Origin of the sequence: Streptomyces luteosporeus, assembly GCF_039532865.1 — a bacterium.
GTDB lineage: Bacteria > Actinomycetota > Actinomycetes > Streptomycetales > Streptomycetaceae > Streptomyces > Streptomyces luteosporeus.
In genome coordinates this window covers 137598-153078 of sequence record NZ_BAAASL010000001.1, presented here as the reverse complement: position 1 = coordinate 153078, position 15481 = coordinate 137598, and the positions used below count along the sequence as shown (strand labels likewise).

The 15481-nt window shown below is 71.8% G+C and carries 19 protein-coding genes; 9 read left to right on the top strand and 10 right to left on the bottom strand.

Annotation, left to right across the window (positions count from 1 at the left end; translation table 11 throughout):
• Positions 1–57: 57 nt before the first annotated feature.
• From ABD361_RS00745 to ABD361_RS00725, 5 genes are all read left to right on the top strand, one after another.
• Positions 58–1026 carry an ROK family protein gene (locus tag ABD361_RS00745; protein ID WP_344432595.1) on the top strand — a complete coding sequence of 323 codons (969 nt, stop codon included), beginning with the start codon at positions 58–60 and terminating at the stop codon, positions 1024–1026.
• Complete coding sequence (gene nagA, locus ABD361_RS00740; RefSeq protein ID WP_344432594.1) at positions 1023–2177, top strand: N-acetylglucosamine-6-phosphate deacetylase; 1155 nt, start codon at positions 1023–1025, stop codon at positions 2175–2177. The genes ABD361_RS00745 and nagA overlap by 4 nt, the downstream gene beginning before the upstream one ends.
• A 148-nt stretch (positions 2178–2325) precedes the next feature.
• Positions 2326–3240, top strand: coding sequence for a 1-phosphofructokinase family hexose kinase (locus tag ABD361_RS00735; RefSeq protein WP_344432593.1), 915 nt, complete (start codon positions 2326–2328; stop codon positions 3238–3240).
• Between the two features lie 22 nt (positions 3241–3262).
• Positions 3263–4093: a class II fructose-bisphosphate aldolase gene (locus ABD361_RS00730; protein ID WP_344432592.1), complete on the top strand. Its 831-nt coding sequence runs from the start codon at positions 3263–3265 to the stop codon at positions 4091–4093.
• 129 nt (positions 4094–4222) lie between these two features.
• Positions 4223–4564, top strand: a complete 342-nt coding sequence (locus ABD361_RS00725; RefSeq protein ID WP_344432591.1) for a hypothetical protein — start codon at positions 4223–4225, stop codon at positions 4562–4564.
• Positions 4565–4647: 83 nt separating this feature from the next.
• Here the strand turns inward: ABD361_RS00725 and ABD361_RS00720 are convergent, their stop codons facing one another.
• Positions 4648–5604, bottom strand: coding sequence for a CBM35 domain-containing protein (locus ABD361_RS00720; RefSeq protein WP_344432590.1), 957 nt, complete (start codon positions 5602–5604; stop codon positions 4648–4650).
• Positions 5605–5771: 167 nt separating this feature from the next.
• Positions 5772–7571: a diguanylate cyclase CdgB gene (gene cdgB, locus ABD361_RS00715; RefSeq protein ID WP_344432589.1), complete on the bottom strand. Its 1800-nt coding sequence runs from the start codon at positions 7569–7571 to the stop codon at positions 5772–5774.
• 364 nt (positions 7572–7935) lie between these two features.
• Between cdgB and ABD361_RS00710 the strand changes: the two genes are divergently transcribed.
• Positions 7936–8484, top strand: a complete 549-nt coding sequence (locus ABD361_RS00710; RefSeq protein WP_344432588.1) for a flavin reductase family protein — start codon at positions 7936–7938, stop codon at positions 8482–8484.
• A 253-nt stretch (positions 8485–8737) separates the two neighbouring features.
• Here the strand turns inward: ABD361_RS00710 and arfB are convergent, their stop codons facing one another.
• The gene (arfB, locus tag ABD361_RS00705) at positions 8738–9175 is read right to left on the bottom strand and encodes an alternative ribosome rescue aminoacyl-tRNA hydrolase ArfB (RefSeq protein ID WP_344432586.1); all 438 of its coding nucleotides are present in this window, start codon (positions 9173–9175) and stop codon (positions 8738–8740) included.
• A 131-nt stretch (positions 9176–9306) separates the two neighbouring features.
• Between arfB and ABD361_RS00700 the strand changes: the two genes are divergently transcribed.
• A complete protein-coding gene (locus ABD361_RS00700; RefSeq protein ID WP_344432585.1) occupies positions 9307–9882 on the top strand; it encodes a TerD family protein in 576 nt (191 codons plus the stop codon).
• A gap of 63 nt (positions 9883–9945) precedes the next feature.
• On the opposite strand, the gene ABD361_RS00695 is transcribed toward ABD361_RS00700, so the two are convergent.
• From ABD361_RS00695 to ABD361_RS00685, 3 genes are all read right to left on the bottom strand, one after another.
• The gene (locus tag ABD361_RS00695) at positions 9946–10320 is read right to left on the bottom strand and encodes a peptidoglycan-binding domain-containing protein (protein WP_344432584.1); all 375 of its coding nucleotides are present in this window, start codon (positions 10318–10320) and stop codon (positions 9946–9948) included.
• A 129-nt stretch (positions 10321–10449) separates the two neighbouring features.
• Positions 10450–11094, bottom strand: a complete 645-nt coding sequence (locus ABD361_RS00690) for an NAD(P)-dependent oxidoreductase (protein WP_344432583.1) — start codon at positions 11092–11094, stop codon at positions 10450–10452.
• Positions 11095–11102: 8 nt separating this feature from the next.
• Positions 11103–12032: an EamA family transporter gene (locus ABD361_RS00685; RefSeq protein ID WP_344432582.1), complete on the bottom strand. Its 930-nt coding sequence runs from the start codon at positions 12030–12032 to the stop codon at positions 11103–11105.
• A gap of 68 nt (positions 12033–12100) precedes the next feature.
• Between ABD361_RS00685 and ABD361_RS00680 the strand changes: the two genes are divergently transcribed.
• On the top strand, positions 12101–12619 hold the full coding sequence (locus tag ABD361_RS00680) for a MarR family winged helix-turn-helix transcriptional regulator (protein ID WP_344432581.1): 519 nt from the start codon (positions 12101–12103) through the stop codon (positions 12617–12619).
• Between the two features lie 72 nt (positions 12620–12691).
• Positions 12692–13585, top strand: a complete 894-nt coding sequence (locus ABD361_RS00675) for an alpha/beta fold hydrolase (protein ID WP_344432580.1) — start codon at positions 12692–12694, stop codon at positions 13583–13585.
• Between the two features lie 20 nt (positions 13586–13605).
• Here the strand turns inward: ABD361_RS00675 and ABD361_RS00670 are convergent, their stop codons facing one another.
• The 4 genes from ABD361_RS00670 to ABD361_RS00655 are packed head-to-tail and all read right to left on the bottom strand — an operon-like array spanning position 13606 to position 15372.
• Positions 13606–14100 carry an NUDIX hydrolase gene (locus ABD361_RS00670; RefSeq protein ID WP_344432579.1) on the bottom strand — a complete coding sequence of 165 codons (495 nt, stop codon included), beginning with the start codon at positions 14098–14100 and terminating at the stop codon, positions 13606–13608.
• Positions 14097–14291, bottom strand: a complete 195-nt coding sequence (locus ABD361_RS00665; protein ID WP_344432578.1) for a DUF397 domain-containing protein — start codon at positions 14289–14291, stop codon at positions 14097–14099. Before ABD361_RS00665 ends, ABD361_RS00670 begins: the two co-directional genes overlap by 4 nt.
• Before the next feature lie 48 nt (positions 14292–14339).
• Positions 14340–14537: a DUF397 domain-containing protein gene (locus tag ABD361_RS00660; RefSeq protein WP_344432577.1), complete on the bottom strand. Its 198-nt coding sequence runs from the start codon at positions 14535–14537 to the stop codon at positions 14340–14342.
• On the bottom strand, positions 14527–15372 hold the full coding sequence (locus ABD361_RS00655) for a helix-turn-helix domain-containing protein (RefSeq protein ID WP_344432576.1): 846 nt from the start codon (positions 15370–15372) through the stop codon (positions 14527–14529). Before ABD361_RS00655 ends, ABD361_RS00660 begins: the two co-directional genes overlap by 11 nt.
• Positions 15373–15481 lie beyond the last annotated feature (109 nt).

The window sequence follows — 15481 nt, the reverse complement described above, 5'->3', positions numbered from 1 at the left end:
GCAGGCGCCCGGCGAGTGGACTAGACCTTTCGTGCTCCGACGCGCAAAACTACAGGCGTGAAACACGTCATCGCCCTCGACGTCGGCGGCACCACCATCAAGGCGGCCCTCGTCGCCCCGGACCACACGCTCCTGTACGAGACGCGCCGTCCCACCGGCCGTGAGCGGGGACCCGATGCCGTCGTGGACGGGATTCTCGGGCTGGCCGCCGAGCTGCGGGCCGTCGGCGAGGAGCGGTACGGGCAGGGGGCCGTGGCCGCCGGGGTGGCCGTGCCCGGCATCGTGGACACCGCCTCCGGCACCGCCGTCTACGCCGCGAACCTCGGCTGGCGCGACGTGCCCCTGCGGGACGTGCTGGCCGAGCGTCTCGGCGGCATTCCCGTGGCCGTCGGCCACGACGTGCGGACCGGCGGGCTGGCCGAGGGCCGTATCGGTGCGGGCCGGGGTGCGGACCGCTTCCTGTTCGTGCCGCTGGGCACCGGCATAGCGGGCGCGATCGGCATCGACGGCCGTATCGAGGCCGGCGCCCACGGCAATGCGGGCGAGATCGGCCACGTGGCCGTCCGTACCGGTCCCGACGCGCCGCTGTGCGGCTGCGGGGGCCGGGGCTGTCTGGAGACGCTGGCCTCCGCCTCGGCCGTCAGCCGTGCCTGGGCCGAGGCCAGTGGCGACCCGGCGGCGGACGCGGCCGGCTGCGCGCGGGCCGTCGAGGCCGGCGACGAGCGGGCGCGTGCCGTGTGGCAGCGCGCCGTGGACGCCCTCGCCGACGGCCTCGTCGTGGCGGTCAGCCTGCTGGACCCCGGCACGCTGATCATCGGCGGTGGGCTGGCCGAGGCCGGCGGGACGCTGTTCGCGCCGCTGCGCGCGGCGGTCGCCGAGCGCGTGACGTTCCGCAAGCTCCCCCTCATCGTCCCGGCGGCCCTCGGGGACGCCGCCGGCTGCCTGGGCGCCGGTCTGCTCGCCTGGGACCTGCTCGCCGTCCCCACCGACACCACGGACGACACCACGGAGGTATCCGCCCGATGAACGAACGTACGGTTCTCACCGGAGCCCGCGTGGTCCTGCCGTCCGGCGTCGCGGAGGACGGCCGGCTGACGGTCGAGGGCACCCGCATCGCGGAGGGCGTGCCGCACGAGGCGCCCACCATGGACCTGACGGGGCACCTGATCGTCCCCGGCTTCGTGGACATGCACGTGCACGGCGGCGGGGGCGCGTCGTTCCAGGCGGGTGGTGCCGAGGAGGCGATGACGGCGATCGGCGCGCACCGCGCGCGCGGCACGACGACCATGGTCGCCTCCATGGTGACCGGCGACCTGGACGACCTGGCCCGGCAGGCGGCGCTGCTGTCGGAGCTGACGGAGCAGGGCGAGCTGGCGGGCGTCCACTTCGAGGGTCCGTTCATCTCGCCGCACCGCTGCGGCGCCCACCAGCCGGAGCTGCTGCGCGACCCGCACCCGGCGGACGTGCGCAAGCTGCTGGACGCGGCCCGCGGCGCCGCCCGGATGATGACGCTGGCCCCCGAACTGCCCGGCGGGCTGGACTCGGTGCGCCTGCTCGCCGAGCACGGCGTCGTCGCCGCCGTGGGCCACACCGATTCGACGTACGAGGCCACGCTGCAGGCCGTCGAGGCGGGGGCCACGGTGGCCACCCACCTGTTCAACGCGATGCCCTCGCTGCTGCACCGGGCGCCGGGGCCGGTCACGGCCCTGCTGGAGGACGAGCGGGTCACCGTCGAGCTCATCAACGACGGCACCCACCTGCACCCGGCCGTCCTGCAGCTGGCCTTCGCCCGGGCCGGCGCGGACCGCGTCGCGTTCATCACGGACGCCATGGCCGCCGCGGGCATGTCCGACGGCATGTACACGCTCGGCCCGATGGGGGTCGAGGTCACGGACGGCGTCGCCCGCATCGCCGACGGCCCCACGGCCGGTTCGATCGCCGGCTCCACGCTCACCCTCGACGTGGCCTTCAAGCGCGCGGTGACGGTCGACCGGCTGCCGGTCGAGGACGCCGTACGGGCCCTGTCCGCCAATCCGGCACGGCTGCTCGGCGTCGACGACCGTGTCGGCTCCCTCGAACCCGGCAAGGACGCCGACCTGCTCGTGTTCGACGGCTCCTACGACCTGGTGGGCGTCATGCGCAGGGGTGCGTGGCTGGTCCGTCCCGAAGTGGGCTGATTCCTCCCTCACTTGCGTCGCGGCGGCAGGTCCCGAGGTCTGGGCCTGCCGCCGCGCTTTTGGCATGATCACTGGCGCTGTCGTCCACCGGGCGAGGAGAGAGTCCGAGGAGAGATCCGAGGAGAGAGTCGAGGAGAGAGAGGCGCCGATGATCCTCACGGTCACGCTCAACGCCGCGCTCGATCTGACCTACCGCGTCCCCCGGCTGCTCCCGCAGACCGAACACCGCGTCACCCAGGCCCTCGAACGCCCCGGCGGCAAAGGACTCAACGTCGCCCGCGTCCTGGCCGCCCTCGGCCACGAGACCGTCGTCACCGGCTTCGCCGGCGGACCCACCGGCGAGACCCTGCGCCGGCTGCTGGCCGACGCACCCGGGCCGCTGACCGACGCCCTCCTCCCCGTCACCGGCACCACCCGCCGCACCGTCGCCGTCACCGACGCCGCCACCGGAACCACCACCCAGCTCAACGAGACCGGCCCCGACATCACCCCCGGCGAATGGGCCGCCTTCACCGACCGCTACGTCCAACTCCTGCGCGACGCGCAGGCCGTCGCCCTGTGCGGCAGCCTGCCACCGGGCGTACCGGTGGGCGCCTACGCCCACCTCGTGCGCCAGGCCCGCGCCCGCCACGTACCCGTCCTGCTCGACACCAGCGGCGAACCCCTGCGACGCGGCATCGCCGCCCGCCCCGACCTCGTCAAGCCCAACGCCGCCGAACTGGCGGCACTCACCGGCTCCACCGAACCCCTGCGCGCGGCCATGGACGCCCGCCGCCGCGGCGCCCACGCGGTCGCCGCCTCCCTCGGCCCCGACGGCATGCTGGCCGTCACCTCCGACGGCACCTGGCGGGCCACCACACCCCGGCCCCTGCAGGGCAACCCCACGGGCGCCGGCGACTCGGCCGTGGCCGGCCTCCTGCTCGCCCGCGACCTGCCCTGGCCCGAACGCCTCACCCAGGCCGTGGCCCTCGCCGCCGCCACCGTCCGCTCACCGACGGCGGGCGACTTCGACGCGGCGGCGTACGAGGACCTGCTCCCGCAGGTACGGGTCACGGCAATGTGACACCCCACGACAGGAGCCGCACATGCCCCTCACCCGCACCAGCGAGCTCATGAAGACCGGCCGCCCCCTCGCCGCCTTCAACGTCATCACCCTCGAACACGCCGAAGCCATCGCCGCCGGAGCCGAAGCCGCGGGCAACGCCCCCGCCGTCCTCCAGATCTCCGAGAACGCCGTGAAGTACCACGGCGGCAACCTCGGCCCCCTCGCCGCCGCCACCGCCGCCGTGGCCCGCACCTCCAGCGCCCCGCTCGCCCTCCACCTCGACCACGTCGAGACCGTGGACCTCCTCCACGCCGCCCACGCCCACGGCTTCGACTCCGTCATGTACGACGCGTCGAAACTCCCCTACGCCGACAACGTCAAGGCCACGGCCGCAGCCGCCCGCTGGGCCCACGCCCGCGGCATCTGGCTGGAGGCCGAACTCGGCCGCATCGGCGGCAAACCGGGCGACGCCCACACCCCCGGCGTCCGTACGGACCCCACCGAGGCCGCCGCCTACGTCGCCGAAACCGGCGTGGACGCCCTCGCCGTGGCGGTCGGCAGCAGCCACGCCATGACCACCCGCACGGCCACCCTGGACCACACCCTGATCGCCACCCTCCGCGCGACCGTCCCCGTCCCCCTGGTCCTCCACGGCTCCTCGGGCGTCCCCGACTCCGAACTCCGCGCGGCGATCGCCGCCGGCATCCGCAAAATCAACGTGGGCACGGCCCTGAACCGCGCCTTCACCACCACGCTCCGCGCCTCCCTCGGATCCCACCCCCAGGCGACGGACCCCCGCAAACACCTCACCCCGGCCCGCGAGGCGATGGCCGGGGTGGTGACGCAGTTCCTGGAGGCCGTGCGCTCTTGAGGCGGAGTCAGGGGGAGCAAACCGGCTGGAATCCGATTATTAAATCGAACAAAAAATCTATATGATCTTGAACCTCTCGCCCCGGTACCGGTTGCGAGAGGTGACCACGAGACTGTCCGAGGGGAAGAAATGCGCCGAGGGATACGGATGATGACCATGAGCGGCGTGCTCGCACTGGGCGCACTGTTTGCGGGATCGTCGGCCGCCCAGGCCTACGGCTGGGGTCAGGCCAGCAACTGGAACAACGCGTGGAACGTCCGCTCCGCGCAGACCACGTCCGCGCCCGTGCTCGCCAGGATTCCGGCCAAGCAGGATGTTCCTTGCTGGTACGAGTACTGCACGGGGGAGGAGACCGGCGGTTCCTACACCTGCCCCGGCTCGTCCACCAAGTACAACACGTGGACCCCGCTCAACTACAAGGGCCGCAAGGCCTGGGTTGCGAGCCGTTGCGTGGGCTTCGGCCAGGGCTGACCGACCCGCCCGGCACGAAGCCCCGGGCCTTCGCGTTCCGCCTCGGGACGCGAAGGCTCGGGGCTTTCGTCGCTTCTCCGGCGTCAGCCGTTCACATGCCCCGGCTTCAGCCACACCTGGTCGAGGTTGAAGTTGCACTGATTGCCCTGCTCGCACGAGACCTTGATGGTGTTCGTGCCCTTGTTCAGGTCGATCCAGGCGTACGTACGGGTCCAGCCCTTCTCCCAATCACCGTTCTTGGCCTGGGCGAAGTTCTTCATGTTCAGCGCCTGGCTGCGCGCGGACCCATTGATGGAGAGCGTGGAATTGGCGTCCACGCCCGGCACGCCGTAGCCGACGAACACCGTGTACTCACCAGCTTGCGGGACTTCCAGCACCCATTCGACCGAGGCGCCCACCGTGTTCATGCCGGCGACGTATGTGCCGCCGTCGGCCTTCGCGCCCTTGACGTCCTTGGCCGTGGTGGCCCCGCCACCGAGCCGGAGGCTCGCGGCGTCCCGCTGCATCATGCCGGCCGCCGACGGGTTCTTGGGGCTGTCGTCACCCTTTTTCGCGCCGCTGTCCTTCTTGGACTTCTGGGCCTCGCCCTGGTCCTCACCGCTGGCGCTGTTCTGCTGGTCGCTCTTGTCGTCGCCCGACATGTTGGTCACGATCGCCGCGCCGATGCCGCCCGCCACGACCAGCACGACCGCCACCGCAGCTATGAGCAGCCCGCGGCGCTTCGGCCGGGCAGGGGGTGCGGCGTGGCCGCCCTGGGGCGGGGCGCTGGGGGCCGGCGCGCCGCGGCCGAGCGTCTCCGGGGCCGCGTAGTGCGGGTTCGGGCGCTGGGTGGCGCCGACGCCCTGGGCGCCGCCGTAGGTGCGGGAGCCGACCGGGCGGACCTGGTTGTACGACGTGCGCGGGACGCCCGGCTGGTAGCCGGCGGAGTCCTGGTTGGTGCCCTCGCCGCCCTCCGAGCGGTACAGGTAGCCGAACGGATCGTCGTTCTCCGGCGTACCGGTGCCCGGGCCCGTGCCCGTGCCGTTGTTACCGGCCGTCATCCCCTGTCACTCCCCACATGGTGTGCCCTTCGGCGCCCACGCTGATACCCGCCGAAACCGCAGCTGTCGGCGGCGGTTGCCGCATCGGCGAAGCGTACCCCGAGAGGGTGGTTTCACGCCGTGCCCCTGCCCTTCACAACGTACGCAAAACCCCATGCTCCCGGCACTCAGCCGGCACGTCTTCCCGCCTTGGCGCGTGATCTCTTCTCGACGTACATCCGCTGGTCGGCCGAGTGGAGCACCTCGTCGGCGGACATTCCGCAGCCGGCCCAGCCGATTCCGAAACTGGCCCCCACCCGCACGGCGCGTCCGTCGACCCTTATGGGCGGAATGATGGCATTGCGCAGCCGGGCCGCAAGATCCTCGGCGTCGGCGGGCGTGAGCCCGTCGGCCAGGACGACGAATTCGTCACCGCCGAGCCGGGCGACCGTGTCGCCGTCGCGTACCCCGCTGCTGAGCCGCCGAGCGACCTCTATGAGCACCTCGTCACCGGTGTGGTGCCCGAAGCGGTCGTTGATCGCCTTGAAGCCGTCGAGGTCGCAGAAGAGGACGGCGAGGCCCTTGGTGCCGTCGGCGATGTCCTCGTCGGGGGCGATGGCGTGCTCGTGATGGTGGTCGTAGCCACTGGCCGGCGGCATGCTGCCGTAGTCCTCCGGGGAGACCGGGGGGAAGTCCGGCGCGTAGTCGGGCCCGGCATCGGAGCCGAAGCCGTGACTGTGGCCGTGACCGTGGCCCGGGCCGGCCCCCGCACCGGCCCCGATGCCCGCGGTCTCCAGCGCGGCCGGCACCCCGACGCCCGCGGTGACGCTCTCGACCTCGGCGAAGCCCTCCAGGTGCCCGTACGGGGCGACGGTGGCCGCTCCGTGCGTCTCGCTGCCGGGCGGCCGGCCGCACAGCCGGCTGCTGAGGCGGGCGCGCAGTTCGGCGCTGTTGGGCAGGCCGGTGAGCGAGTCGTGGCTGGCCCGGTGCGCGAGCTGCAGTTCGTGCCGCTTGCGCTCCTCGATGTCCTCGACGTGCGTGAGCAGGTAGCGGGGCCCGTCGGCGGCGTCGGCGACGACGGAGTTGCGCAGGGAGACCCATACGAAGGTGCCGTCGCGCCGAGCGAGGCGCAGTTCGGCGCGGCCGCCCTCGGCGGAGGTGCGCAGCAGGGTGCCGACGTCGTCCGGGTGCACGAGGTCGGAGAAGGAGTAGCGGCGCATCTGGGAGGCGGAGCGGCCCAGCAGCCGACACAGGGCGTCGTTCGTGCGGTGCAGGCGGCCGTGCTGGTCGCCGCCCATCTCGGCGATGGCCATGCCGCTGGGGGCGTACTCGAAGGCCTGGCGGAAGCTTTCCTCACTGGCGCGCAGGGCCTGCTGTTCGCGTTCGAGTCTGACCAACGCGCGTTGCATGTTTGCGCGCAAGCGAGCGTTACTGATTGCAATCGCCGCTTGCGATGCATACATCTGAAGGGCTTCGCGGCCCCATGCGCCCGGTCTGCGCCCATTGCGCGGTTTGTCCACCGAAATGACGCCCAGCAGTTCGCCGCCGGACGGCCCGGTCGTATACATCGGCGCGAACAGCCGGTCCATCGGGTGCCACTCGTCGGCGAAGCGCGGCGCCGGTCCGCCGGTGTGCCACTGCGGAACGTCGTCGTCGTCGAGGACCCAGCCCTCCGTGTACGGAATGAACCTCAGCTCGCCCCACTGGTCGCCCATGGCCAGCCGGCGCTCCCACGACACGCGCGACCCGACGCGCCCCGCCATGAGCGCCTCGGCACTGGCACTGCCGGCCACCGCGGCAACCACGAGGTCACCGTCCGGTCGTACGAGATTGACGGCCGAGAGCTCGTAGCCGAGCCCGGTGACGACACCGTCGGCCACGGTCTGCAAGGTGTCCGCGAGGCTTCGCGCGGTGTTCAGGTCCGCGATGGCCCGGTGGACCTGTTTCAAGGTCGCCAGGCGGACGTACGGCTCCGACTCGGTCTCCATAGCTCGCTCTCCCCCGAGACCTCGACAGCAACTCCAGACTTCTTGTTTTCGTCCGATTACCCGGCCACTGAATCACAGCGAGCTGACTGCCCGGTACACAGGGTCAACAATTAGAGGCCACTGTGACTCATGTCACAGTGAGTGATCGCGTCGCGCTACTGGCGTTCGAGTGGCCTCTATGCTTCGTGAACGCAAATTCGGGCACACGGGGCCCTGCGGCACACGGGGCCCTGCGACCTAGGACCCTGCTCCCTCCCCCTCTCGTCCCCGGGCCCGATGCGTCCCGTCCCCCGGGGCGACTAGCGTGCGGAGCGTGTTGCAGACGACTACGCCCACCGTGACCGGCATAGCCCATCCTGAAGGGGTGACCGCCGCCAGTGCCAGTGGTGCCAGTGAGGGTGCCCGTGAGGGAGTGACCGCCGACGAGTTCCGTGCCGCACTCGCACGGCTCGCCGCCGGCGTGGTGCTGGTGACCGCGCACGACCCGGAGGACGGGCCGCGCGGCGAGGACGTCGGCATGACGGCCACCGCCTTCCTGTCCGTCTCCCTCGACCCGCCCCTGGTCATGGTGAGCGTGCGCACCGGCTCGCGCATGGACGAGCTGCTGGAGCGGCAGCCGCTGTGGGCCGTCTCCGTCCTGGCGCAGGAGCAGCGCCACATCGCCGGCCGCTTCGCGATGAAGGGCCGCCTCAGCGACCGGCTGCTCTTCGAGGACATGGCCACCACGCGCGGCCCGGTCACCGGCGCCCCGCTGGTGCGCGGCGCCCTCGCCGCCGTGGAGTGCCGCACCGAGCAGTGCGTGACCGCCGGCGACCACACGCTCGTCATCGGCCGCGTGCTGCGCGTGGACACGCCCGACACGGGCAGCGGCCCCCTGACGTATTTCCAGGGCCGCTACCGCCACCTGGCGTAGCAGCGCCCCGTAAGGGGCGCGGGGCGGCATCGATCTGCGGCTGCCGCCGCGTGGGCGCGACGAGCCGCGACGCACCCGCAGGCGGAGTGCGTCATGCAGCACCACGTCGCCCCGAAGGGGCGCGGGGAACTGCGCGAGCGGCCACCGACGGCCCGCAGTCGACGCACCGCCCCGGGGGCCGGGCGAAGCCCGCACTTCGTCTGCGGGTGCGTCGTGGCTTGTCGCGCAGTTCCTCGCGCCCCTTACGGGGCGCCTAGTGCCAGTCCCGCGCGGAGCGCCCCCGCTTCGTCTCGGCGCGCTGCTTCTTCTCCCGCAGCCGGCGCTCGTTGATACCGCGAGGGATCTTCGTCGCCCGGCGCGGCTTGGGCGGCGGGGCGCTCGCCTCCGCCAGCAGGGCCGCCAGCCGTACGGCCGCGGTCTCGCGGTTGCGCCACTGCGAGCGGTGCTCGGAGGCCCGTACGCTCACCACGCCGTCGACCAGGCGGCCCGCGAGCCGGGCCAGGGCGCGCTCCTTCCACACCGGCGGCAACGCCTCGGTCGCCGCCAGGTCGAAGCGCAGCTCCACCTGGCTGTCGCTGGTGTTGACGTGCTGCCCGCCCGGCCCGGACGAACGGGAGAAACGCCACATCAGCTCCCCCTCGGGGAGCGTGACGGAACCGCGGATGACATAAGGGCCGGACATGCGTTCCATGATGTCCCCGACGGCCGGAACTCGTCATCCCGTTAATGTCCGGCAAAGAAAGTAAAGGGACCTGGAACCCTCGGTCCCCCACATGGCGTTATGAGGGGCGACGCAGCTCGTACGCAGAAAGGGACCATCCCATGGCTGTAAGCCTGTCCAAGGGCGGCAACGTCTCCCTCACCAAGGAGGCCCCGGGCCTGACGGCCGTCACGGTCGGCCTCGGCTGGGACGTCCGCACCACCACCGGCACGGACTTCGACCTCGACGCGAGCGCGATCGCCGTCAACCCGTCCGGTCGCGTCTACTCCGACGGCCACTTCGTCTTCTTCAACAACAAGTCGACGCCGGACCAGTCCATCGTCCACACCGGCGACAACCGCACCGGCCAGGGCGAGGGCGACGACGAGCAGATCAACGTCAACCTGGCCGCCCTGCCGGCCGACATCGACAAGATCGTCTTCCCGGTCTCCATCTACGACGCGGCCTCCCGCGGCCAGAACTTCGGCCAGGTGCGCAACGCCTACATCCGCATCGTCAACCAGGCCGGCGGCGCCGAGATCGCCCGCTACGACCTGAGCGAGGACGCGGCCACCGAGACCGCCATGGTCTTCGGCGAGCTCTACCGCCACGGCGCGGAGTGGAAGTTCCGCGCCGTGGGCCAGGGCTACGCCTCGGGCCTGGTCGGCATCGCCCAGGACTTCGGCGTCAACGTCTGAAGACGCACCGCCGACGCGGTGACTCCCCGCCGTGCGGGGCGTCACCGCGTCAAGAGCGGCCGGTCAGGGCGTGCGCAATGCGTGCCAGGTCTTGGGGCCCACCTTGCCGTCGTCCTTCAGCCCGTTGTCGGCCTGGAACCTCTTCACGGCCCGCTCCGTGGCCCGCCCGAATTCGCCGTCGATGCCCGTGGAACCGACCGAGTACCCGCTGAAGACCAGTAGCGACTGGATCTCCTTGACCCGCTCCCCACGATCCCCGAAGTCGGTGTAGTCCGCGCCGCTGTAGTGGCCGCAGTAGTAGCCGATGAAGTTCTCCAGCCGGCAGTGGACGGCCGGAGCCGACTGCGGCGTGGCCTGTGCCGCCGATGCCGTCCCGGCCACCGGCGCGAGCAGCGCACCAGCGGCCGCCAGCACGATGGCGGCGTCTCTCACTCGCATGACGTTCCCCTCCTGATGACACCCACGTGACGTACCGACATGCCGGTACGCCGTCAGCTACGTCGTCAGCGTGCCGGGAAGCCGAGGGACATCGCACAGACTTTCGGCCACAGCCGAAGCGACCGGCCCTCAGTACGCCACCGTGAAGCGCCGCCCGCGGCGGCGCGGGTGCTCCGCCTCGTCGAGCACGGCCACCGCGAGATCCTCGACGGAGATCTCCGAGCGGCCCGCGGCGTCGACGAGCAGCTCGTCGCGCCCCGCCCGGTACGTCCCCGTCCGCGCGCCCGGCTCCAGCAGCGCCGGCGGGCTCAGGTACGTCCAGTCGACGGCGGCCGTACCGGCGTTCCGGAAGACCTCGAACTGCCGGACGCTCGCCAGGGCGATGCCCCGCCACGCAGCGGGCACGTAGCGCGGGTCGTCGTACACGGGCTTGCCCGAATCCCGTACCACCAGGCTGCCCGCGCCGCCGACCACCAGCAGCCGTACGCCCGTCCCCGCGAGCCCCGCCAGCAGGCCGGTGGCGGTGGCGCCGTGGTCGTCCTCCCGGCCGGCGGCGGGCCGGGTGGCGCCGACGACGAGGTTCTGGCCCGCGCCCAGCGCGGTGACGTCGGCGGCCACCGAGGCGTCGCCCGTACGGTGCCGGGCGCCCGGCGGCAGTTCGCCGAAGCGGGCCGCGTCCCGTACGACGGCCGTCACCTCGTGTCCCCGCTGCAGGGCCTCGGCCACGATCCGGCTGCCCACGCTTCCGGCGGCGCCGAAGACGGTGATGCGCATGATTTCTCTCAGCTCCTTTGGGTTTGCGGCACCGTAGGCCGCGGCTGCGGCCGCGACTGCGGCGCCGGCTTCCGCGTCCGTATCTGGGCGGCGACGAGCGAGCCGAGCACGACGACGCCGCCCAATACCTGCGCCGGCGTCAGGTCCTGGCCGAGGGCCAGCCACCCCACCGTCGTGGCGACGACCGGGCTCAGCAGCCCCAGGAAGGTGACGTCGGTGGCGGGCAGCGCCCGTATCCCGCGGAACCACAGCGCGTACGTCAGCGCCGAGCCGATGACCGTGAGGTAGGCGTACCCGGCAAGGTTGGCGGTCGTCAGCGACGCCGGCGGCGGGCCCTCCACCAGCAGGGCGACCGGCAGCAGCAGCACGCCGCCCGCCACCAGCTGCCAGCCGGTGGTCGCCAGCAGCGGCGCGGGCGAGGTCCAGCGCTTGCTGAGCACGACACCGGTGGCCATGACCACCGCGCCGCCGAGGGCCGCAGCGACGCCCAGCCCGTCCAGTCGTGCACCGGCCCGCAGCACGAGCAGGCTCACCCCGGCGATGCCGGCCACACCGGCCGCCACCGTGCGCAGCGAGAGGCGTTCGCCCAGCAGCGCGGCCGAGAGCCCGGCCGCGATCAGCGGCTGGACGGCCCCGACGGTGGCGGCGACGCCACCCGGCAGCCGGTACGCGGCGACGAACAGCAGGGCGAGGAAGGCGCCGATGTTCAGCGCCCCGAGCACCGCCGCCCGCCACCACCAGCTGCCGCTCGGCAGCCGGCGGGTGAGAGCCACCAGCACCAGACCGGCCGGCAGTGCCCGGACGACGGCGGCGAGCAGGGGCCGGCCGGGCGGGAGGAACTCGGTGGTGACGAAGTAGGTGGTGCCCCAGACGGCGGGCGCCAGCGCGGTCGTGAGCACGGTGGCGGCCCTGCGGCCACCCCTCGGGTTGCTTAGCACTAAGCCAATATATCTCAGCGCTAAGCAATCTGTCTCACCGCTAAGCAATCCGGGGCTAGGCTGGAGCCGTGACGACCGACCACGAGACCGCCCACGACACCGACCACGTCGACCGCATCCTCGAACAGTGGGCCCGCCAGCGCCCCGACCTCGACGTCTCCCCCATGGCCGTCATCGGCCGCCTGTCACGCCTGCACCAGCTCGTCACCGCCGAGCTCGGCCGCACGTTCGCGGCACACGGCCTGGACAGGGCATCCTTCGACGTCCTCGCCACCCTGCGGCGCAGCGACCCGCCCCACCGCCTCACCCCCGCCGCGCTCATGCGCTCGGCCATGGTCACCTCGGGCGCCATCACCCAGCGCCTCGACCGCCTCCAGGAACGCGGCCTGGTCACCCGCGCCCCCAGCCCCGACGACGGCCGCAGCGTCGTCGTCACCCTCACCGACGAGGGCCGGGCCCTCGTCGACCGCGCCCTGCCCGACCACGTCGCCACCGAAGAACGCCTCCTCACCGCCCTCACCGGCCCCGAACGCGACGCACTCGCAGGCGCCCTCAAGCGCCTCCTGTGCTCCCTGGGCGACGGATAAGGAAACCGGCGCCAGGGAAGCCTCTCCGTCGTCCCCTCCGCACACCCTCTGCACCGAGGAGCTGGTACGACGGTGAGCGAGGAAAAGGCCCTGAACGTCGGACCGTCCGCCATCGACATCGCCTACGAGCGCCTGGGCGACCCCAAGAACCCGCCCGTCCTGCTGCTGATGGGCGGCGGCGCCCAACTCACCGACTGGCCCGACGGCTTCTGCACCGCACTCGTGGACCACGGCCTGCACGTCATCCAGTTCGACAGCCGCGACTCCGGGCGCTCCACCCACTTCCACGACGCGCCCGCGCCCGACCTCCAGGCCGCCCTGGCAGGCGACTTCACCTCCGCGTCGTACACCCTCTCCGACATGGCCGCCGACACCGTCGGCCTGCTCCAGGCCCTCGGACTCGACAGCGCCCACCTCGTCGGTGCGTCCCTGGGCGGCATGGTCGCCCAGACGATCGCCATCGAACATCCCCGCCGCGTCCGGTCGTTGACGTCCATGATGGCCACCACCGGCGACCGCCGCGTCGGCCAGCCCCGCTTCGCCGCCCTCGCCGGAATCGGCGCACCACCGCCGGACCGCCAGGGCTACATCGACTGGCGCGTCCGCGCCTTCCGCACGACCGGCTCCCCCGGATTCCCGTACGACGAAGAGGCCGCCGCCGAACGGGCCGGACGCGCCTACGACCGGGGCCACGACCTCACCGGCATGCTGCGCCAGTCCGTCGCCACCCTCGCCTCCGGCGACCGCACGAGCGCCCTGCGCTCGGTGCGCGTCCCCACCCTCGTCATCCACGGCACCGACGACGTCATGTGCGACACCAGCGGCGGCCGCGCCACGGCGGCCGCCGTCCCGGGCGCGGAACTCCTGCTGGTCGAGGGCATGGGCCACAGCCTCCCCCGCGAGGTGTGGCCCGCGATCACCGCCCGCATAGCCGCCCTGGTCCGGCGCGCGGAGGCCGGCGGCTGACGCCGTCAGTGATGCCGCCGTCAGTGATGCCAGGGCAGCCGTACGGGCTCGGCCGGCACGCGCCCGGCGACCAGCTCGCCGAGCAGGCCCGCCAGGCCGGCGGGGTAGACGGTCTCCGCGGTACCGACGAGCTCGCCGGGCGCCCACCAGCGGTGCCCGGCGTGGTACTTGAGCTCATGGGCGCCCTGCCCGCTGATGTCGACCGCGTGACGCGCCACGCGGCAGTGGAAGTAGTCGTCCCGGAAGACCCCTTCCGCCCACCCGAGATCGGCGTACCCGGACGTGTACGCAACTGCCGGCCCGAGCGCCTCCGGCGCCACGACCAGCCCCGTCTCCTCCCGCAGCTCGCGCGCAGCCGCCTGCGCCAACGTCTCCCCGTCCTCCACCCCGCCCCCGGGCGCACACCACCCGTGCCCGGCCGCGGGATCCTCCGGATCTACGTGGAACTTCAGCAGGAGGATGCGGTCCGCGCCGTCGAGCAGCAGCACTCGGGCGGAACGCCGGCGGTACGTCATCGCAGGTACGCCACGAAGGCGGCCCACGCGGGTGCGGGGAAGGCCAGGGTGGGGCCCTGGGGGTGCTTGCTGTCGCGGACGCGGGTTATGTGGGGTATGTCGTCGGCGACTTCGAGGCAATCGTCGCCCGCCCCGCTGTAATGGCTCTTGCGCCAAACACCGTCGCCCGGCACCTGATCTTCACGACTCATCTGCATACTCCTCCGCCACGGATGCGCTGGTCCGACCCACGCCAGCTTCTACCGCAGGTACGCCACGAAGGCGGCCCACGCGGGTGCGGGGAAGGCCAGGGTGGGGCCCTGGGGACGCTTGCTGTCCCGGACGCGGGTTAAGTTCGGTAGGTTGTCGGCGACTTCGAGGCAATCGTTGCCGCCACCTCCGCTGTAGCGGCTCTTGCGCCAAACGGCGCCACTCGGCGACTGGTCTTCACGACTCATCTCCATACTCCTCCGCCACGGTTCTGATCAGGTCCAAGGAAGCCGCCGGTGACAGCGCAGTCGCCCTGATGAAATCGTAGGCAAGCTGGTAGCGGGCCACCTGTGCTGGATCATCCCTGAGCATGCCGCTCATGGCACCTTCCTCGTACGCGACGGTTGGAGCGTCTTCAAAGCTCATGAGCTTGAGCAGCCCACCCAGGGTGAGAGTGCCCTCGCTCATCGGTACCACCTGCAACATAATGCGCCGCCTGTCGGCGAGGGCCGCCAGGTGCACCAGCTGTTCGTGCATGACACGGGGCCCGCTGATCGGGCGGCGAATGACGTTTTCGTCGAGGACAGCCCACAGCAAGGGCTTTGTTGGATGCTCAAGGATCGCCTGGCGCTCCAGCCGACCGGCAAGCCATCGCTCGATATCGCTGTCCGGCGCCAGCGGGAAGCTGCCGATCATCACAGATCGGGCGTAAGCGGCGGTCTGAAACAGTCCGGGCACGTACAGCGGCGCATACGCGTGAATCGCGGTGGCGATGCTTTCGAGGTACTTCGCCTCCACGAAGTAGTCGAAGTAGGGCTCGTTGTCGATCAGCTGCCGGCACATCCTGGCGAAGAAGCCGTCGGTCCCGAGCTCCACGTCGATGCGCTCGGCGATCTCCAGCTGCGGCTTACGCATGCCTGCTTCGAATTGACCGATGTACGACCCGGAACAGAAGACTCGACGTCCCAGCTCCTGCTGTGAGAGACCACGCTCCTCACGGCGACGCTTCAGCTCGGCCCCGAAGAACTCCCATCCGAACTTCGCCCTGCTGTGCCAGCCGGTACCACCCGATGTGTTGGCCATGGCCTAACTCTCCTTGCCCACAGTGCTGTTGTAACCGCGTGCCCCCTCCCGAAGCTAGGACCTGTCGCACCAGGCTGAGGCCCGCATCGGTCAGCACAACCCGAAGGGA